General features: G+C 40.5%; 17 protein-coding genes. 3 read left to right on the top strand and 14 right to left on the bottom strand.

The genetic code is table 11. The features are described 5' to 3' along the window. Positions 1 to 217 precede the first annotated feature (217 nt). Positions 218 to 1,213, top strand: coding sequence for a LacI family DNA-binding transcriptional regulator (locus tag NE257_RS01085; RefSeq protein ID WP_251851126.1), 996 nt, complete (start codon positions 218 to 220; stop codon positions 1,211 to 1,213). Between the two features lie 73 nt (positions 1,214 to 1,286). Here the strand turns inward: NE257_RS01085 and NE257_RS11590 are convergent, their stop codons facing one another. From NE257_RS11590 to NE257_RS01035, 9 genes are all read right to left on the bottom strand, one after another. Then, a complete protein-coding gene (locus tag NE257_RS11590; RefSeq protein ID WP_276532293.1) occupies positions 1,287 to 3,605 on the bottom strand; it encodes a glycosyl hydrolase 53 family protein in 2,319 nt (772 codons plus the stop codon). 112 nt (positions 3,606 to 3,717) lie between these two features. Further along, positions 3,718 to 5,760 (bottom strand): beta-galactosidase, encoded by a 2,043-nt coding sequence (locus NE257_RS01070; protein WP_276532292.1) that lies wholly within the window; start codon positions 5,758 to 5,760, stop codon positions 3,718 to 3,720. A gap of 4 nt (positions 5,761 to 5,764) precedes the next feature. Further along, the gene (locus NE257_RS01065) at positions 5,765 to 6,625 is read right to left on the bottom strand and encodes a galactooligosaccharide ABC transporter permease GanQ (protein ID WP_251851125.1); all 861 of its coding nucleotides are present in this window, start codon (positions 6,623 to 6,625) and stop codon (positions 5,765 to 5,767) included. Between the two features lies 1 nt (position 6,626). Further along, positions 6,627 to 7,898: a galactooligosaccharide ABC transporter permease GanP gene (locus NE257_RS01060; protein WP_251851124.1), complete on the bottom strand. Its 1,272-nt coding sequence runs from the start codon at positions 7,896 to 7,898 to the stop codon at positions 6,627 to 6,629. 95 nt (positions 7,899 to 7,993) lie between these two features. After that, positions 7,994 to 9,262 (bottom strand): galactooligosaccharide ABC transporter substrate-binding protein GanS, encoded by a 1,269-nt coding sequence (locus NE257_RS01055; RefSeq protein ID WP_276532291.1) that lies wholly within the window; start codon positions 9,260 to 9,262, stop codon positions 7,994 to 7,996. Between the two features lie 92 nt (positions 9,263 to 9,354). Beyond that, the gene (locus tag NE257_RS01050) at positions 9,355 to 10,386 is read right to left on the bottom strand and encodes an aldose epimerase family protein (RefSeq protein WP_007208969.1); all 1,032 of its coding nucleotides are present in this window, start codon (positions 10,384 to 10,386) and stop codon (positions 9,355 to 9,357) included. Between the two features lie 2 nt (positions 10,387 to 10,388). Further along, a complete protein-coding gene (locus NE257_RS01045; RefSeq protein ID WP_251885592.1) occupies positions 10,389 to 11,903 on the bottom strand; it encodes a UDP-glucose--hexose-1-phosphate uridylyltransferase in 1,515 nt (504 codons plus the stop codon). A gap of 2 nt (positions 11,904 to 11,905) precedes the next feature. Then, entirely contained in the window at positions 11,906 to 12,901 is a 996-nt protein-coding gene (galE, locus tag NE257_RS01040) for a UDP-glucose 4-epimerase GalE (protein ID WP_251885591.1), read from the bottom strand. Next, on the bottom strand, positions 12,898 to 14,088 hold the full coding sequence (locus NE257_RS01035; protein WP_251885590.1) for a galactokinase: 1,191 nt from the start codon (positions 14,086 to 14,088) through the stop codon (positions 12,898 to 12,900). Before NE257_RS01035 ends, galE begins: the two co-directional genes overlap by 4 nt. 252 nt (positions 14,089 to 14,340) lie before the next feature. On the opposite strand from NE257_RS01035, the gene NE257_RS01030 reads away from it, so the two are divergent. Further along, entirely contained in the window at positions 14,341 to 14,685 is a 345-nt protein-coding gene (locus NE257_RS01030; RefSeq protein ID WP_251885589.1) for a PadR family transcriptional regulator, read from the top strand. Beyond that, positions 14,672 to 15,508, top strand: a complete 837-nt coding sequence (locus NE257_RS01025; RefSeq protein WP_251885588.1) for a DUF1129 family protein — start codon at positions 14,672 to 14,674, stop codon at positions 15,506 to 15,508. The genes NE257_RS01030 and NE257_RS01025 overlap by 14 nt, the downstream gene beginning before the upstream one ends. A gap of 116 nt (positions 15,509 to 15,624) precedes the next feature. Here NE257_RS01025 and NE257_RS01020 read toward each other — a convergent pair whose 3' ends face one another. The 5 genes from NE257_RS01020 to argJ form a co-directional block, all read right to left on the bottom strand. After that, positions 15,625 to 16,596 carry a bile acid:sodium symporter family protein gene (locus NE257_RS01020; RefSeq protein ID WP_251851119.1) on the bottom strand — a complete coding sequence of 324 codons (972 nt, stop codon included), beginning with the start codon at positions 16,594 to 16,596 and terminating at the stop codon, positions 15,625 to 15,627. Between the two features lie 385 nt (positions 16,597 to 16,981). Then, a complete protein-coding gene (gene argF, locus NE257_RS01015; protein WP_251885587.1) occupies positions 16,982 to 18,004 on the bottom strand; it encodes an ornithine carbamoyltransferase in 1,023 nt (340 codons plus the stop codon). 10 nt (positions 18,005 to 18,014) lie between these two features. Continuing rightward, complete coding sequence (locus NE257_RS01010; RefSeq protein WP_251854941.1) at positions 18,015 to 19,166, bottom strand: acetylornithine transaminase; 1,152 nt, start codon at positions 19,164 to 19,166, stop codon at positions 18,015 to 18,017. Beyond that, the gene (gene argB / locus NE257_RS01005; RefSeq protein ID WP_251854942.1) at positions 19,141 to 19,914 is read right to left on the bottom strand and encodes an acetylglutamate kinase; all 774 of its coding nucleotides are present in this window, start codon (positions 19,912 to 19,914) and stop codon (positions 19,141 to 19,143) included. Before argB ends, NE257_RS01010 begins: the two co-directional genes overlap by 26 nt. 45 nt (positions 19,915 to 19,959) lie before the next feature. Beyond that, on the bottom strand, positions 19,960 to 21,156 hold the full coding sequence (gene argJ, locus NE257_RS01000; protein WP_251885586.1) for a bifunctional glutamate N-acetyltransferase/amino-acid acetyltransferase ArgJ: 1,197 nt from the start codon (positions 21,154 to 21,156) through the stop codon (positions 19,960 to 19,962).

Below are 21,156 nucleotides of genomic sequence, written 5' to 3'. Positions count from 1 at the left end.
TCAATGAAAATCAATGCAAACCTTGTTACGGAATGTTTATTCTGTAACAAGGTTTTTCTTTCGTCCTTTTCACGCTACATAAACAAAAATAACTCGTTTTATGTAATTATTTTACTATATGTTGTAAATATTTTAGATTTTACCCCGATATCCATTGACAACAAAACACTTCATTCTTTAATATCATAGATAGTAAAAAAGAAACGAGGCGAATGATATGGTCACCATCAAAGAGATTGCAAACAAATCAGGTTTTTCACAAGCAACCGTCTCTCGTCTATTAAATGGCGATGAATCTCTTTCCATTGCCGAAGACACCCGCAAAGCAATCATCCGATCGGCTCTAAGCTTGGGCTATGATCGATCAAATATCAAGACTCCTATCGATAGAATTGGCCTGCTCTTTTGGATGAGCGAATCGGAAGAGTTACAAGATTTGTACTTCAAACAATTACGAGAATCACTTGAAAAATACGCCAAGCTGAGCAACATGGACTTGATTGCAATCAAAAAGACCACGAAACTAGCGGACTTACCTTCAGACATCAATGGCTTCATCGGCGTCGGCGGGTTCCGTTCTGATGAAATGCATGCGCTAAAAAAGAAATACAAACGAGGCGTCATTCTCGAAATCAATCCTGAGCCTGAGCTTTTCGATACTGTCCGACCTGATACTGATCGCAGTGTCGCGGTCGCAATCCAATCATTTTTAAACAAAGGCTACCAATCAATCGGATTCATCGGTGGCTCTCACTATCATCCTGACTTGCAAATTGAAGAAGAAGATAGTCGTGAACGCGTCTTTCGACAAGAACTCATAAGACGTGACCTGTATCAAGAGCACTACATGTTTACCGGTGGTCCCTTCTCTGTAGACAATGGCTATACGTTGGCTAAGCGGCTCATCGACAGCTGCAGAGAAGACTTACCAGAAGCAATTTTAGTGGCCTCTGATACACTCTCAGTCGGTGTCTTACAAGCATTTAATGAAGCTGCAATCAATATTCCTAATGATATTGAACTATTAAGTATCAATGACAACGACATTGCAAAATTTGTCTCACCACCATTGTCCACGTTCCGCATTGATGTCAATGAGATGGCCAAATCCGCTATCGATCTCCTCTTAGAGCAATTGGTTCATCCAAGAACCATTACCAAGACGGTCCTCATCGGAACAGAATTAGTGATTCGAAAAAGCTTTCAACCATAAAAAAATCGACATCCTAGGTTTGTGTTACCCGGGATGTCGATTCTTTTTATATTAATTTATTGTTCTTACATTTTTAACCATCTACCCTTGATTTTCTAGCTATTATCGTTTTCACCACTATAATGCCACAAATACTCAATAACAGAGAGCCAAGCAACACTAATTTCATACTTTCACGACTACCCGTTTTCGGCAAACTCTCTGCTTTTGGTTCATTTTTTTGATTACTAGTTCTTTCTACCACTTTCTCAGAGTCTTGTTTTTCATCTTCAATTGATTTTGTTGATTCCGTACCTGTATCTTCTTCACTTGGTGTCGTTTCTTCCGGTTCTGTTCCTTCTTCACTTGGTGTCTTTTCTTCCGGTTCTGTTCCTTTTTCACTTGGTGTCTTTTCTTCCGGTTCTGTTCCTTTTTCACTTGGTGTCGTTGGAACGGCCGATTGAATTAGGCGAATATCATCTATTGTACCCCAAGAACCCGCATCACCTTGAAGTTCAATTTCAATAGTCACATTTTTTGTCGTATCGCCAGTTAGTTCAAATTGGACGCTTGGTGTTTGCCAGTTTCTCCAACCATCTAGTGTAGCACCAGTTTCATATATATCGTCACCGACTCTTACACGCAACATTGCTTTCGGTTCGTTTCCTTTTAGTTCCCCTTGGATAGATCCTATTAATTGATATGTTCCTACTGCCAGATTCGAAATTACCTGACTTGCGACACTATGGATAGCTTGCTCACTATAAAAGTGTAAAGACCAAGTCCCCTCAGCCGGATCATCCCATGAGCGGATCATTCCAGTTGCAGTATCATTAGGATCTAAAAGGTTTTTTAGTTGCCAAGTAGCTAATTCTTGCTCAAAACCTCCATTTGTTACATAGTTTTTTGCGAGTATGGTGACAGTTGCTATGGCCTGTTGCTCATAACCTTGTATCGCTCCTTTCACTACGTAAGTACCCGGTTCATTCGCATTGATGTTTGCTAGATCATCTTTATTCCACACTACTGAAGCTTCCTGGCTACTGTTATCATTAAAGTTCACTTGTACCGTTTCGGGTAAAGATAAAGCGGAGCCTACCTCAATCGTTGGTTTAACTTCTGATACTGAAACGACTTTTCTCTCAGCCATAGAACCAGTCTTGATGTATTGGAAAATATTCGCACTTGCTAGTGGTTTTCCTGCAAAGTCAAAGAGTGCTTGATTATCAATCGCACTTCCTCCGTACCATTTACCTGCATCTGCACTATCATATTCTCCTGCAAATGGACTAGCCCATCCCGAACCATATGTTTCCCACTTTTCTTGATTTTCTGTTTTTTGATTCGGTGTTCCTACTGGTAGCCATGCTGGTTCCCAATAAAAGACACCTAATCCTTTCGTTCCGACATTTTGAACTGCCTGAAATACTTCTCTAACTGCAGTTGCTTGTCCTTGAATAGATACCGGATAATATAAAGTGGAGTCATCATTTTCTTGAATAGTATTTCCATGCCCATCCCCTTCCGCGAACGTATACGCGTAAGACGTCTCAGCTACCATCACTTCTTTGTCATACGTTGTTGCGTAATCAGTTAATACCGATTGTAAATTTTCGATTGTTCCATGCCAATAGGGATAATAAGAAGAAGCAAAAATATCATAATCTACATTATTCTCTTTCAATTTTTGACCAATACTGTGGTACCAATCTACTTTTTCTGGATTAGTGAAATGTAACGCAACTTTGATCAACGTATTTTGTTCTGCGCTTATTTTTCTAACTGCTTGGCTCCCTTTATTAAATAATTGACTCATTGCTTCCCAACTAGTTTCACCCGCTAAGCCATTATTCGTCTCGTTTCCTATTTGTACCATGCCAACATCAACACCCGCTGATAACAACCTTTGTATACTTTCATACGTATAATTGTAAAGCGCTTCCTTTTTTTGGTTCAACGAGAATGACTGCCAAGTTTTTGGCGCCTGTTGCTTTGCTGGATCTGCCCAAAAATCTGAATAATGGAAATCAATTAATACTTTCATGCCATTAGCTGTTGCTCTTTGTCCAAGCTCAATAGCAGTTGCAAGATCATTATTTCCACCACCATACCCCTGGCCAATTTGATTGTAGGGGTTATTCCAAAGACGAATACGCAGATAATTAACTCCTTTTTCGGCCAACGTTTGAATTGGATCTTGCGCTAGTCCTTCGTCATTATAAAATTTTACACCACTTTTTTCTAGGCTTACCAAACTAGACATATCAACGCCCTTAATCATATCTGCACGTAATGAGTCGATGGGTTTGATATAAAGTGAATCACTTGTATCATCTGCTCGAACCATTCCCATATGCCCCCCTAATGCTACCACTATACCAAAAAGCAAGACAAAAAAAGATCTTTTTTTCATTCCATTCCCTCCATTTTTATCAAAAAATACATAAAAAAAGACATCTAGATAGGCAGAATATCGTGAAACGAAACTGTCCACGATATTCTGTGTTAGTTAGATGTCTCCAGTTTTATTTCTCTATTTTCACTACTTTTACTTCATATGGTTTTAGTGTCATCTCCATGCTTGTTCCCTCTCCTGAGACCAAATCCATTCCGCTTTGTTTTACTTTAATTTGTTGCGGGTCTTCAGAAAAGTTCATCACAAATTGATAGCACACTTCTTCATCGGCACGTTCTTGGACCGATACGACCGGATTCCCTACTTCTACCCATTGATTTACTAGACCAACTTCATCCACCAATTGCTTATAAAAATGCTGCAAGAAAGCAAATTCAGTTCTTGGTGCCATAAAGATACCTTTCCCATCGCCATATTGATTTGTGGTAATTGCTGGTGTACCCGCATAGAAGTCTTCCTCATAAGTCCCAGTAACCTGTGCCCCTTTTGCTTCGATGATGGCACAGTAATCATTGATCGTAAATATCTGATTACCATAAGATAAGTGATTGTGGTCTTTAGGATAATACGTGTCCGTCTCTAACACATTGATTCCAAAGATTTCTTGTAGCTCCTCAGGCCATGCGCCTTGATAAACTAAATCATGTTCATCTACTACCCCTGTGATATAGCTACTAATCACCGTCCCGCCATTTTTTGTAAATTCCTGTAGGCGTCTCATAGTTTCTTTTGACATCATATACAACATTGGTACAATCAATAATTTGTATTTAGCTAAATCATTTTCTTTCGTAATCACATCTACCGGCACATCCAATTCCCACAAAGCGCGATAATGTTCTTGTAATGTTTGCGGGTATTGTTTGGTTTCTTTGCCATATCCTTGAGCATCTTCTAACGCCCAGTGATTTTCCCAATCAAATAAAATCGCGGCATCCGCTTGCTTATTTGTTCCTTTGACTGACGCAATTTGCTCCAACACTTGACCAACGCTCGTCACATCCTTGAAGACGCGATTAGCTGTCGAACAATCATGGTCAACGACTGCACCGTGGAATTTTTCGGATGATCCTCTTGATTTTCGCCATTGGAAGTACATCACGCTGTCTGAACCGTGCGCCACTAGCTGCAAGGAAGACAATAAGTGCATGCCAGGTCGTTTTGTTTTGTTGACATCGTGCCAGTTTACACCACTTGGCGTTGATTCCATAATTAAGAATGGCTGTTGCTTCATACCACGATACAAATCGTTGATAAAGCCCACTTTGCTCGCTAAGGTAGCCGTCGTATCCCAATCATTGTGCCAAGCTGGATAGCAGTCCCAACTCAAAACATCTACATGCTTGGCAAATTTGCTATAATCTAGCGCTTGGAACGGAATTAAATCATGGGTATCTGCCATAAAGTTTGTCGTAATGGGCACATCTGGTGACAAGCGGCGAAGGTCTGTTGTTTCATGCTCATAAAAATCAATTGTTTGATCTGTGACAAAACGGCGCCAATCAAGATTCAACCCATGGACACCGCCTTCCCCGATTGGAGAAGGTGATTCCACTTGTGACCAATTGGTATACGTATGGCTCCAAAACGGCGTCCACCATACTCTATTTAGTTCTTCTAATGTGCTATATTTCTTCTGTAACCACTCTCTAAATGCCTCTTGACATAAATCACAATGACATTCCCCTGAAAACTCATTTGAAATATGCCACATCAACAAGGCTGGATGATCGTGGTAACGCTCTGCTAATTTTCGGTTCATGATTTGGACTTTTTCACGATAAATAGGTGACGTGAAGCAATGGTTATGCCGTCCACCATGTAACATCTTGACACGATTGCTATCAGTCCGAAGCACCTCAGGATAGTTCTCTGATAGCCATGCTGGTCTTGCACCACTTGGCGTTGCCAAAATCACATTGCCACCAATGGCATAGATGTCATCCATAATTTTATCCAGCCATTCAAATTGAAATTTGCCTTCTTCTGGCTCAAGTGCACTCCAGGCAAAAATACCAACTGAAAATGTATTGGTATGCGACAGTCGCATAAATTCTAAGTCTTGTGCTAATATATCCGGGCGATCTAGCCATTGATCGGGATTATAGTCGCCACCATGTAACAATCTTTTTTCATTTCTATAACGGTTCATCGCTCTATCCTTTCGTACCTCCAGCAGTTAACCCAGAGACAAAGTGTTTTTGTAGTAATAAAAAGACAACGGCGATTGGAATACTGATGAGAATTGCTCCTGCTGCGAAGGTCGTGTAGCTAGCGCCCATCTTATCAGTCACAAGCTTGTATAATCCAATCGGTAAAGTGTAGTACTCAGCATTTCTCAATAATACCGATGACAATGCAAAATCACCTAAAGGTCCTGTGAAGCCATTCATCGCCACAACTGCTAACATTGGACGTGATAACGGCAAAATAATTTGTAAGAAAATCCGCGTGTTACTTGCGCCATCAATCTTGGCACTTTCATCAAGATCAATGGGAATGGAATCAAAATATCCTTTTAATAAATACGTATTCATCGGAATTTGACCACCAACATAAATCAAAATCAAGAGAAAATGACTATTAATCAAACCAAGCATTTGTGCCAAAACAAAAATGGCAATCAAAGCTGAAAACTGTGGAATCATTTGTAAAAGAAGAAATAGCATCAAGCCATTTTTTCTTCCTTTAAAGCGAAACCGCGAGAAAGAGTAAGCAGTCATTGAGACAAAAATCAGTGAAAACAACATCGTGAAAATACTAATCTTTAATGAATTAAGATACCAACGTACATATTGTAAATTATCCTTACCGGCAAATAGTTCCTGATAATGACTTAACGTCGCATTTTTGGGAATCAAGGATGTACTAATTAAGCTATTTCCAGGATTAAAACTAGCGCCAATCGTCCACATCAATGGATAAATAATGATAATCACAAAGAAAATCAATAATAAGTAGGATAAAATTAACGACATATTTTTTTGTTTTTTCAAGCTTTTTGGTTTAGTTTGCATTTTATCCTTCCTCCTTAAATGAATTGGTCCGTCTAAATTGCCATAGTGCCACGCCAATCACAAAGATAGATAACAAAATGGTCAGAGCCGCCGCTAATGCGTACTGGCTGTTTTGCATGGTTAGTTTGTAAATCCACGATACCAAAATATCCGTACCACCTGCAGTTGATCCTGGTACAGCTGGACCACCTGAGTTAAATAAGTAAATAATATTAAAGTTGTTAAAGTTAAACGTATATTGCGTGATAATAATTGGTGCCATTGAATAAAGAATGAGTGGCAAAGTAATTAAACGGAACTTTTGGACTGCTGAAGCACCATCGATTGTCGCTGCTTCATACAAGTCTTCTGGAATCGACTGCAATGTTCCGGTCGTTACGATGAAAATATATGGGAATCCCAGCCAACCTTGCATCATTAATAAAGCTAGTTTTGTCCAGTTGGCATCTGTTAACCAAGGAATCGGTGAAAGATTGAAAAAGGCCAAAATAGAATTATTAATCGCTCCAAAGCTGTCATTAAACAACCCACCAAATACCAGAATGGTTACAAATCCAGGAACTGCCCATGGTAAGACCAAAATTGTTCGCCATAATTTTTTAAAGCGCAGATTTTTTTGATGGACAACTACCGCTAAAAAGATCCCAATGGCCACTTGTAGGGTCGAAGCAACCAATGTCCAAATAACGGTCCATCCCAAAACGTCAAAGAACGTATCGCGCCAAATAGCTACGGTGAAGATTTTTTTGAATGTTTCTAACCCTACCCAGTCAGCTAAATTAGCAGGAGCCGAATGATACAAGTCGTAATTGGTAAATGCTAAGGCGATACTAAATAAAATCGGAAAAATAACAGAAAAAACGAGTAAAAAGAAGGCTGGACTACTCATTAAATAAGGATAGCCTTCTGCCAAAAGTGCATGATAACTTTCACGAATCGTACCAACACGCAAGCCTTCATCCAATTTTTGACCATTGCGATAGGCGTCACGTAAATTTAAATAATAAAACAGTAATCCAAATACAATAACGATAAGTGCTACTAAACCTTGTGCTAATAAAAAGATGGAATTATCACGAGGTACTTCTGTTCCTAGGGTAATAATGCCCCATATGCCCATATTAAATAGATCTTTAAATACAACTAAATACATGATAAAAAAGAAAAGAAATAATGCGCCTTTTATGTATTGCTTATTAATAAACTGTCCCACTCCTGGAATCAAGGAAAATAACAAGGCTTTTTTTGCATGTGCTGTTGACTTCGTTTCCAAACCATCTACCCCCTCTGTGAGTTAACATAAAACCAGTGCTTTTATTGCATTCTTGAAATGGAAGCAACAAAAGCACTGTATCGAATAAAAGACTGTTATTTTTGTGAAGCTGCAATTGCTTCTTTAATTTGAGCTACAGCTTGTGTTAATGCTTCTTTTGGTTCAGCTTTGTCCATTGCAATTGTTTGCAAGGCTGCATTTGCTGGGTCCCAGACAGAGTTCATCGCAGTAATACCTGGTGTTAACTCAGCATATTTTGATTGTTCTGCGATTGCAGTTGCGCTCTCATTTTCTTTGACTTCTGCATCGTCAGCTAAAGCCGCAACGGCTGGCACTTCCAATGTTTTTTCGTAACGTACTTTTGAATTTTCTTCATTTGTAATAAATGTGACAAATTTTTCAGCTAACTCAGCATTTTTTGAGTAGCTACTTACGTTGTAACTTTTCACACCGATAAATGAACTCATATGTTCTCCATTTGCAGTCAGTGGTAATTCAACGACACCATAATTAATACCTGCTTTTTTATATGGATCTAAATTCCATGGACCAGAAATAACAGCTGCTGCTTTCCCTTCAGAGAACAATGAATCCAATACGGTAATTCCTTGGTCGCCGATAATTCCTGATGGGAATAAGCCTTCTTTATAGAATTTTTGAATGTATTCAGCACCTTCAATTGAACCTTTACTTGCTAGACCTAAATCATCTGCGTCATAGTTTCCGTCTTTGTCTTCACCAAAGATATAGCCACCATATGCAGACATAATTCCTTGTGCGTAGTAGATTTGATCCCATAATGCCAACAATCCATATTTGCCATCAGCTACGAATTTTTTCGAAACATCAAACCATTCATCAGTCGTTTTTGGTAAATCACTTTCAGCAATTAAATCTTTGTTATAATATAAAATTTGTGTTTCAACAGCTTTGGGTAAACCATATACTTTGCCGTCCACAATTTGTGATTTCATCGCACTTTCTGTATAAAGCGCTTTAACTTCGTCGCTGACAGTCATTTCCTTTAGTAAACCTTCTGTTACCGCTGTTCCGATTTGGTCCGATGGAATAGTAATCACATCCGCGCCTGTCCCTGCAGGACCGTCAAGACGTAAATCCTCCAATTGGCCACCGTATTCTTTTTCGACGACTTTAATTTTCACGTCGTTTTCTTTTTCAAAGGCTTTCACCGCGTCTTCAATGCCTGCTTTTTTGTCTTTATCCTCCCAAACTAGCAAGTCGTAATCCTTGTTGCTTTTTTTGGATGAAGAGCTATCCGACGATGCGCTTCCTGAAGGTCCACATCCTACCAATAACCCCAATGCCATCACACTTAACAAACCGATACCAAAATGTTTCTTCATTTCCTTTACCCTCCAATTTTTGTAAGCGTTTCTACATCCTTATAATAAATTATTTTACTAAATATGTAAATATATTTTATTATAAAAGTTACTTATTTTATTAAAAATTGAAAGGCCGTGGTTGAATAGAAGAGTTCATCCTTTTTTAAGATCACATTACCAAAGTTATCATGATGGACAGCATCAGGTAGGACTTGGGTTTCAAATGCAATCACATCATGCTGACAGATGAGTTGGTTGTCCATGTTTCGGTGCTCATCTGCACCATTAAATGTATAAATCACCGTGCTTGGACGATCAGTAAACATCTTTAGTCGATAGTGCGGAGTATCCAGCCACACAGCTGGTTCATCCTCTTCCCGCTTGTCTAATACAAAGCCATGATCAATGCCAGCCACAAGTCGAATTTGCTCGTCTTCACTTGCCAAGCAAGCCAGCAAATCGACTCCTGAATCATCCCGCAAATCAAAAGCAGTATTTGCGACAGAAGCAATCGTTAGTGGGATACCATCAGATTGAATTGGTGTGTAGCGACTTGCCTTGACATGTAGCCGAACGGCATGATTGGTTTTCTCATGCAAGCCGGTATAAAAGTAGGCATGATTGGTCGGGTTAAAGAACGTATCTTGATCACTTTTTGCTTCATATTGGATTCGCCATTCATTTGTATTCGTTAAATAGTAATGAACGGCTACATTAAGCTTACCTGGATAGCCACTTTCTCCATCCACACTTGTATAAGAAAAGATAAAATGAATCTGATCACGCTCAATGGTATACGTCGCTTGCCACAACTGATTATGAAACCCTTGGAAGCCACCGTGATGACTGTGCGGTCCTTCTACTTTATCAAATTGGTACTCCTGACCATTGAGCTCTGCTTTGGCGTTAGCAATCCGGCCAGCCACACGACCAATTGTTGCACCAAAGTAGACATCTTGCTTGCGGTACTCTGCTGCCGAAGCAAAACCCGGAATAATCACTACCTCTTGCTCTGCTTTTTCCCATTTTAACGAAACAACACGGGCACCATAATTGGTAACCCGTAATGTCAAATCATGATCATTTGTCAGTTGATACACATATTCTCCCTGTGTACCAAATACTTTTTTTTCGACTTTCATCGCTATGCTCCTTTTCTATCGGCTTGCCATCTGGAAACAAACGCTCGAAAAGCGTTTTGTCCTGCTTCTGTCCGTTTAAAAACACCCGCATTTTCCAAAATTTGCTCAAAAATTTCGCCTAATGATTGCTCAATCAGTGCATCCGCTTGCTCTTCGGATAACGGTCCGTCCACTTGCGCTTTTAAGTCTTCCACCCAATCTTGATGTGCTGATACAACTTGGCTATTTTCTCCTATAAGGGTTTTTTTCACTTCTGCTAATTCATCTTTCAAGCGTGGTGGCAAAATCGCTAAGCCCATTACTTCTATTAAACCAATATTTTCTTTCTTAATATGATGGTATTGTGGATGTGGATGGAATAGACCGTCTGGATAAGTCGCTGTCGTATGATTGTCGCGAAGCACCAGATCAAGCTCATACACCCCATCGCGCTGTCTCGCAATCGGCGTAATCGTATGGTGTCTTGTACCATCTTCTGCATGCGCTACGATATCTTGTGATAGATCTGAATACTCATCCCAGTAAGCCAATACCGACGTCGCACAAGCCACCAACTCTTCTTTGCTTGAACTAGACAGGCGAATGACCGACATTGGCCAGTTAACAATTCCTAATTGTACAGAAGCAGATACCGTATCAGGTTGCAACCAATCAACCGTCGCTTGGCTCATCGGAAAGACATCTAGTCCGCCTTGGTAATGATCATGCGACAATATAGACCCTCCGACAATCGGTAAATCAGCATTCGATCCGACAAAATAATGCGGGAAGCGATCAATAATTCCTAATAGACGCTCAAACGTCTGATGAGTGATTTTCATCGGTACAACTTGCTGATTCAAAAAGATGCAGTGCTCTTGATAATACGCATAGGGTGAGTACTGAAAGCCCCATGTCTCTGCCCCCATCGGAAACCAAATAATACGATGATTGACCCGTGATGGATAATCCACCCGTCCTTGATAGCCTTCATTTTCTGGTGCTAACATCGTCCGCGGATACTTGCTTGTTTTCATCGTTCGTGCCAAAGCAATTTCTTTCGGATCTTTTTCAGGCTTGGATAGATTAATCGTAATCTCGTACGTCCCATATTTTTGTTTTGAAAAGAATCGGATATTTTTTGCAATGGCTTCTGTCTTAATGTAATCATTTTGGCAGCTTAATTGATAAAAATAATCCGTCGCTTTTTGAGCATCTGTTTCAGCATATTGATGAAACGTTTGATTTACTTTTGTTGGTGAAGGTGTAATCAAGTCCATCAGTGTCGCACCTAGTTGGTCACGTGCGCTAAATGAATCAGCGATTGCACCATTGCTCACAGCCATCTCAACCAAGTGATTTTTACATGTCACTAGTGCTGGCAGTGGTGTTGGTCTACTATAATCGTCAGCTGCAATCTCGTTCATTCCAATCAGTGCTATCACGCGATTCACCAAATAATTGCGGTCATACTCTGTCCACTCAGCTTCATGAATAACGCCATCGACAAAATAGTGAATCCATTTATCGTTGCTCATCTCTACTCCTCCTTTGCATACCCGTGTGGATGTGTCTGATGCCACGACCAAGCAGAAGAGAAAATCGTTTCAATCGTCGTATACTCTGGCGTCCATCCTAAAATTGTTTTTGCTTTTTGTGGTGATGCGACAAGAACAGCTGGGTCACCTGCACGTCGCGGTCCGACTTTGACCGGAATTTCTTTTCCAGTAATCTGACGTGCTGCAGTCAGCATTTCTTTGACACTAAATCCTTCATTGCTCCCTAGATTGAATGCATCACTTTTTCCACCGTTCACCAAATAATCATAGGCTTTTAAATGCGCCTGAATCAAATCTACTACATGAACATAGTCGCGCACACAGGTACCATCTTTTGTCGGATAATCTTCCCCAAAAATCGTAAAAGACTCTCTTTGGCCGAGTGCCGTCTGTAATAATAGCGGGACAAGATGTGTCTCTGGTGTATGATCTTCACCGATTGAATGGTCTAATTTCGCTCCTGCGACATTAAAATAACGCAACGCAACATAACGAATGCCATACGCCTCATCACACCACCGCATCATATTTTCCATCATTCGCTTACTTTCCCCGTATGGATTCTTCGGCGAAGCTGGCATATTTTCGGTAATAGGAGTTTCATTGGGTTCTCCATAAGTCGCAGCAGTAGATGAGAAGACGATTCGTTTGACACCATATTCATGCATCACTTCCAGTGTCACTAGCGTCCCGTACACATTATTGTCAAAATACAACAACGGTCGTTCCATGGACTCACCAACTAAAGAACTCGCCGCAAAATGAATCACCCCTTCGATTGATTCTTTTTTAAATACAGACTGCATAAATGCTTTATTGCGAATGTCGCCCTCATAGAAGCGAGCTGCTGGATGTACCGCCTTGCGATGACCCGTTAATAAATTATCAACGACTGCCACATCAAAGCCTTCTGTAATAAACTGATCTACTGCATGAGAGCCAATATAGCCTGCTCCACCAAGTACTAAGATTGTCATACATGTGCTCCTTTGTTAAGCAAGCTTGTTCCATCAGCAATATCTGCAACATAAAAGGCTGCTGGATAGCCAATTTCTTGTTCATAGGCTTGGCCGACACGATTGATGAACGTTGTGACAGTCTCTTTTTCAACCAATGCAATGGCGCAACCACCAAATCCTGCACCAGTCATCCGAGCACCAAGCGTTCCTTCCTGTGCTTGTGCATGTGCAACAATTGTATCTAATTCTTTCCCAGTCACTTCATAATCATCACGTAAGGATGCATGAGAAGCATTTAATAGTTTGCCAAATACTGTAAGTTGGTTTGCTTCCAATGCTTCTTTGGCATCTAGGGTTCGTTGATTTTCACTCACAGCATGGCGAGCCCGACGATACAAGGTTTCGTTTGATTCAAATAATCCTTGGACTTTTTCTAATTGTGCAATGGTCAATTGACCCAGTGATTCGACCTGTTCGACTGATTGAATGAGTTTAAGTGCTTCTTCACATTCAGCGCGTCGCTCGTTGTATTTTGAGTCTGCAAGTTCTCGTCGTTTATTTGTATTCATAATAACGATGACATGGTTGTCCATTTTTACTGGCACCAAATCATACGCTAAGGTCTCACAGTCAAGTAATATCGCATGGTTTTTTTGCCCCATACCGACTGCAAACTGATCCATAATCCCTGAGTTAACCCCTATGAATTCATTTTCGACTTTCTTACCTAACTTAATCAACGCTAAGCGTGAAGCATTTAGTCCATACTCTTCATTTACAATGACACCGATTAATAATTCTAATGAAGCAGATGAGGACAGACCAGCTCCATTAGGAATTGTTCCATAAATATAGCAATCAAAACCATGTGGCAAGGTGCCATAGTCTTCTGACAGATAACGAATCATCCCTTTCGCATAGTTTGCCCATTGATGGTCTTTTTCAAATTCAAGATGATCTAAGTCAAACTCAATCACGCCAAGTGAAGCGAAGTTGCCTGAAAATAGACAAACCTTACGATCATCTCTTGCACGATATACACCATATGTCCCTAAAGTTATCGCACAAGGGAATACATGTCCGCCATTGTAGTCGGTATGTTCACCAATTAAATTAATCCGTCCTGGAGAAAAATACGTTGCTTCTCCCGCCGTGCCAAACTCTTGCTCAAACGCTTTCAGTAAATCGCTTTCTTTTTTACTCATCTTAAAATCCCTCCTAAATATTCTGTTTCATTCTCGTTTATTATAGATTATCAGCCTTTAAAATTCAATATATTCATTAAAATTAGTAAATAGTTTTACTATATTGGTGTAATTATTTTATAAAAGAGCATGTCATCTTCTATCACTACCTTTTTATTTCACTTACAACTACTATGCTTTACATACTAGCTAACATCTGCTACACTGTGATTATCAACTAAGTTGTATTACATACTAGCTATTGGAGGGATTATGAAAAATACTCAGTTATTAAAAGGTGTCTTAGAGGGATGCGTTTTATTGTTTATTCAGCAAAAAGAAGTTTATGGCTATGAGCTAGTCCAGAATTTAAAACAATTAGGGTTTACTGAAATAGTCGGTGGCACCGTCTACCCTCTTTTGCAAAAATTAGAGAAAAAAGGGGCCCTGACTAGCTACATGAAGCCATCACCTGATGGACCCGATCGAAAGTATTATCAAGTCACCCCTTTAGGAGCCACATTGGCCAGTGATTTTTTAGAGGAGTGGCAGGATTTATTGCGGACAGTCGCACATTTTCAACAACTTAAAGGAGCGATGAACAATGACGAACAGTGAAACAGAACAACTTATCGAACAAAATAATCAACTACGGGAACAATTAACAAAAGAAAACGAACGCTATTATAGCGATTTGCTTGTGTATACGCGGATTAGAGGATTTTTCTTGAATGAGCAACAATTGGAAGAGCAACTTTTGCAAATACTACAAGATATGCTTGATGCTCAAAACGATGGCGTAAGTGCCGCCGATTATTACGGACATCAGCCCCAACAATTAGCCGAACAATTACTCGATACGTTCCCTAAAGCTAGTAACTATACGTTAGTCAAATGGGCTGGTTATATCTTTGGTCTAAGTAGTTTTTATACACTCCTCTCTCAATTTAGTGATGCGACAAATCAATTACGTGTCGGGAGTTTCGTACTGAATGGGCTTTTAACGATTCTTTTTATCGTTTGTGTCTTTTTGATTATTCAAAAGAGTATCTACCAAAGACTGATACAGAATAAAATCATTTTGTACACGGTTTGCTCGTTGTTAATTGGTGGGTTACTAGTTGGTGTGATTGGCTCACAAATCTTTCTACCATCTTTTATAACTATCTCCGTTTCAAATCGCTTTATGGTTACGTTGATTGGTTTATTTTTAGTTGTAATTACAGTCTATTATCGTAATCATTGGACCAAGCAAAGAGCTATCCTTGTAGCAATTGGACCGTTCCTCTATTTTTCAGCACTCTGTGGCTTACTGATTCGTACTGCTAGTTTGCAAGAACTGATGAATAGTTTACCAGGAAAAACATTACTTGTTGCCGGCAACATCATTTGCTTAATTTGGTTCTATATTCGCTTTTTCGCGGCAGCAAAAAAAGAATAAAAAGCAGCTAAGGCAGACTCAACTATAAACAAAAAGCCAGAAAATCCAAATTTTTTTCAAACATTTGGATTTTCTGGTCTTTTTATCATAGTGCCTAATCCTGCTGCGCTATTTCCTTAGGCGACAGATTGGGTGGTAGCTTCAACTTCTTTCACAGCTTTTTCATCGCGGCCTTTCCACCATGTAGCTAAAATAGAGCCTGATAAATTGTGCCAAATCGAAAAGATGGTTGCGGCCACTGCTGCTTGTGGTGTAAAGAATTTCAAAGCAAGTGTAGCAGCTAGAGCTGAATCTTGCATTCCTACTTCAAAGGTAATTGCCTTTTGTTGCGCATGATCGAGCTTGATTGCTTTGGCAAAAACAAAACCAAGTGCATAACCACATAAATTATGCAGCATCACGACAGGAATAACTAGTAACGTCGCTGCATTGGTAAATGTCGCATGGTTCGCTGAAAAGACTGCAACGATCAATGTTAAGATTGCCAGTTGAGAAATCATTGGTGTCACTTGATTCACCTTATCTAGCTTATGACCAAAGAAAGTGTGCAACACAACACCTAAAACGATTGGCAATAAAACAATTTTGATTGTGTTAAAAAACATTGCAGCTGCCGGGACATCAATGTAACTTCCTGCTAGGAAAGATACCAATAATGGTAACATGACAGGCGCTAACAAGGTAGATAGCACACCAATCGACACATCGAGTGCCACATCACCACCTGCGATAAAGGCCATAACATTGGAAGATGTTCCAGATGGTGCTGAGCCGACCAAGATGACACCGACAGCTAATGCACCTTCTAAATGGAATAATTTCACTAAAAGAAACGCCAAACTGGGCATAATCACATAGTGGGCAACCGTTCCTAAAATTACTGGTAAAGGATTTTTCGCAATCCGTTTAAAATCGGCCACATTTAAGCTTAGTCCCATTCCGAATAATACAACCATTAATAAATACGAAGCGTACGGTACAATTGCTAAACCGACTGCTGGCACCATAAATGCAAAGGCGGCGGCTACGACCACCAAGAGTGTAAAATATTTTGAAACCCACTTACTTGCTGCTGTTACTTGTTTCATTTTTATTCCTTCTTTCTCTCTCCAGTACTAATGAATACACAAAGGTAAAATCTGACAGTCAATCATCTCTAAATTTTTCTATAAAAAAAATCCTATTCGACAAAAGCGAATAGGACCTAGTCATTAGCAACATTGCTTGCCAATTCTCTACGTCCTACTCTTAATAATAATGACTAAAGCGATTGATTGATTCATGTCGTTTCATCCTTTCTTTTTAATGAGTTTTCCATTAGTTGTCTATTAAAATAATCCTAATTTATAAAAAAGTCAATGATTTTTCAGAAAATTCTTTCATTTTTTTATTATTTGTCTGATTTTGCCTAAAAAAAGCAACTTTTTCATGAGCGACGGTAGTCTTACGACTACACTCACAAAAAAGTTGCTTTCATTTTTGTTCAAAAAAACTCGTCGGAATAAATAAATTTCCCAATGTTGCTGCCATGATGGCCTTAATGGCATGCATCCGATTGCCCGCTTGCTCAAATACTTTGGACCGTTCACTTTTAAAAACATCATCGGTTATTTCCAAAGCAGGAACTTGAAATTGCTCCGCTAACTGCTTGCCCATCACTGTCTGCTGATCATGAAACGCTGGCAAGCAATGCAAGATGATGGTATCGGCCTTGCCAGTTTTTTTCATTAACGAGGCATTTATTTGATATGGAAGCAATACGTTAATTCGCTCAGTGACATCAATCTCTTCCCCCATTGAAACCCATACATCTGTATACAAAGCATCGGCGCCTTTGACGGCTTCTTCTACTTGATCGGTGATAAAGATTGTCGCACCTGACTCATTGGCATACTGCTCAGCTAGCTTACGCACCCATTTTTCTGGTTGCAGCGAAGCGGGTGCGGCGATATGAATCGAGACTCCGAGTATCGCGCCGGTGACGAGTAGACTATTGGCTACATTGTTGCGCCCGTCACCGACATAAGCAATGGTCTTATCAGCTAATGTGCCAAATTGCTCTTTCAGTGTCATAAAATCCGCAATCATTTGCGTCGGATGCCAGCTATCTGTCAAGCCATTCCAGACTGGTACATTGCTATCGGCGGCTAGTCGTTCGACTACTTGTTGATCAAATCCACGAAATTCAATGCCATCAAACATACTACCTAATACTTTAGCAGTGTCACTGACTGATTCTTTTTTGCCTAATTGGATATCCTCTTTCCCTAAAAATTCAGGATGCGCGCCTAAGTCACTCGCCGCTACGGTAAATGCTGACCGCGTACGAGTAGAAGTCTTTTCAAATAATAGCGCGATATTTTTACCGGCTAAATAGGGATGGGGAATGTGTTGTTGCTTGAGTGCCTTTAAGTGAATCGCAAAATCAATCAAGTATGTCAGCTCACTAGCGTTAAAGTCGATTTCTTTTAAAAAGGATTTTCCTTGAAAATGCATACACTACCCCCTATTGATGGACCATACTTGTTTGTAAGACTTGTTTTATTTTTTGACTAGCTTCGATTAATTCCGCACCTTTGATTACAAGGGGTGGTAATAGTCGTAAGGTGTTGCCGTGTGCCGATAGAGTCAGTATACCTTCTTGATGCAAGGCTTGAATGACGTCGGCTACTGGCAGTTCTTTTGCCAGATGAATGCCTATCATTAACCCTTTACCCGAAATCCCTTCAACGAACTCGATATCACTTAACTCTTTCTCTAAGTAATACCAAAATAAATCTGCCTTTTGTGTCACCGCTTCTAAAAATTCATCATCGATTATCGTCAATACCTGGTTTGCAGCAGCCATCGCTAGGGGATTGCCACCAAATGTCGTACCATGAGTGCCGGCAGAAAAGGCAGCCGCCAGTTCCTTTTTACCAATCATCGCCCCGACTGGAATGCCATTTGCAAGACCTTTAGCCGAGGTAACGATATCAGGATCAAGTGCGTAATGTTGATAGGCAAATAATTTTCCGGTTCGCCCGATACCAGTCTGTACTTCATCGATAATCAATAGCACACCTTTTTCTTTGCATTCGGCATCTAGCGCTTCTAACCAATCCGCCTCTCCTGCTGTCATGCCACCTTCTCCTTGAATCACTTCGACAATCACTGCCGCATACTCACTCGTAATGGCTTGTAAGGAGTGAAAGTCGTTATAGGCAACGAACGTCACATCGGACAATAAGTCGCCAAATCCTTCCTTTATTTTCTCATTGCCAGTCAGTGACAAAGACCCTACTGAACGGCCGTGGAAAGAATACGCAAATGACAGAATTTTTGTTTTGCCTGTCGCTTTACGGGCTAACTTTAGGGCAGCTTCATTGGCTTCTGTTCCTGAGTTACAGAAAAAGACGACCTTTTCTGTGCCTTGGGTCAATTTTTCAGCGACTTCCTCTTGCAAGTGGCTTTCATATAGATTAGATGTATGCCAGATTTGACCGAGTTGCGCTGTGACTGCTTCATTTAATTGTTTGACATTATACCCTAAGTTACAAACGCCAATCCCACTCGTCAAATCCAGATAGGAATTGCCTTCTTGGTCAAAAACGGTCACGCCTTCTCCAGAAATAAGTTCAAATGGAAACCGGTTATACGTTGGAAATAGTGTAGTCATAAGTCTGTGCCCCTTCCTTTAAAATCGTTGTGCCTGCTTGTGATAAGACGTTGGTAATCACGATTTTTTGTACGCCGCTTTTTAATGCATGAAACGCCGCTTTCAGCTTCGGTTGCATGCCGGCTGTAATGATATTTTGTTGTTGCAACGTGGTGGTTTGCTTTGCTGTGAGTTGTTTGATAACTTTGCCATCTTTTAAGACACCGGGGACATCTGTCACCAGATAAAGAGCCTCCGCTTTTAGAAGACTTGCTACACTCGCTGCGGCCGTATCTCCATTGACATTTAACCAGTTACCCGATTCATCGATGGCTAATGGTGCCAAAACACCAATGTCATTTTCTAAGATCGACGAAAGATACGGCTCATTTACTTGGGTGATTTCCCCGACAAAACCATAGCGGTCTCGATCAAGACATGTACCTAAAAGCAAGTGATTGCTTGCTGCATGTAAACCAATCGCTGCTAGATCATGCTGAGCTAATTGTTGCAATATTTGTGGTTGCGCATAGCCTAAGAGAACCATTCGGGTGATTTCTAATGTGGCAAAATCAGTCACCCGAATGCCATTTTCTTTACGAACGGGGAGGTGTACTTTTTGAGAAAACTCCGTAATTTTATTGCCTCCACCATGGACAATCGCGATCTTTTTGCCCATTCTACGCCATTCGGCCAGTTGGCTATAAAAAGCTTCGGTTAAGTCATTCATCGCATTGCCACCAATTTTTATGACAATTACATTTTCCATATGCTCCCTCTTTTCTCTACTTTTCTCTACTCTATGCGTAACCATTTAAGTCGAATACGTGGCATTGATTTTGACATAATCATAGGTCAAATCACAGCCCCATGCCTTACCGGAGTGTGCACCTGCGTTTATATCCACGTGTACAAAGACTATCTCTTGTTCTAGTGACTTACTTGCCGCTTGTTCCGAAAATGCGACTGGCTGGCCACCTGCCACCACGGTAATTTCATTCAATTGTACGGCGACCTTATTTGGATCAAATGTGGCACTCGTGGCACCAATCGTGCTAATGATTCTACCCCAGTTTGGATCATTGCCAAACATCGCTGCTTTGACTAAATTAGAACCGACAATTGCTTTTGCTATCGCCTGTGCTTCTTTTTTGGTCTTGGCACCATCGACAGTTACTTCAATTAATTTGGTTGCTCCTTCACCATCTCGAGCAATCATTTTTGCTAGCTCCGTTAGCAAAAGGTGATACAAGTTTTTGACGAGCGGATAGTCTTCGTGCTCAGTCGTCACTTCTTGATTACCCGCCACACCATTTGCTAATAAGAGCACCATATCATTGGTTGAAGTATCGCCATCGACAGTGATTTGATTAAACGTCTCATCGGTAAGAGTACTCAGCATCGTTTGGAGACAATCAGGCGCAATCTGACAGTCGGTGACGACAAATCCTAGCATGGTCGCCATATTCGGGTGAATCATCCCCGACCCTTTGGCAAAGCCGCTAAATGTACATTGTTTCCCCCCGATTGTAGCTGTTAGGCAAAGTGTTTTGGTCTTGGTATCAGTCGTCAAGATGGCTTCTGTCAAAAGTGTGTTCGATGTTTGTTTTAATGCTTGAATTCCTTTTTCCATCTTAGCCATCGGTAAATAGCTGCCGATGAGTCCCGTCGACGCTACTCCGACTAAATCAGGCGTAATCGCCAACTTTTCGGCGACCCATTGTTGTTCTTGGGATACATCTTTGACACCTTGTTCTCCCGTACAGGCATTGGCGAAGGCACTGTTCATCACAAGTGCTTGAAGCGTATGTTTTTTTTGGATTAATTGCTTGGTGATTGCTGTCGGTGCGGCACAAAATTGATTGGTCGTATAGACTCCCGCAGCCGCGGCCGGCACCTCAGATACTAACCACCCGACATCTAATTTGCTATATCGTAACTTAGCGTGCACTGCATCACTAGTGTATCCTTTCGGCCAAATAAACGATTGTTCTTCCCACTCTGTCATCAT

It is taken from the genome of Enterococcus italicus (assembly GCF_023743875.1).
Lineage (GTDB): Bacteria > Bacillota > Bacilli > Lactobacillales > Enterococcaceae > Enterococcus_G > Enterococcus_G italicus.
The sequence above is the reverse complement of the archived record's forward strand: the minus strand, read 5'-3'. Positions and strand labels throughout refer to the sequence as shown.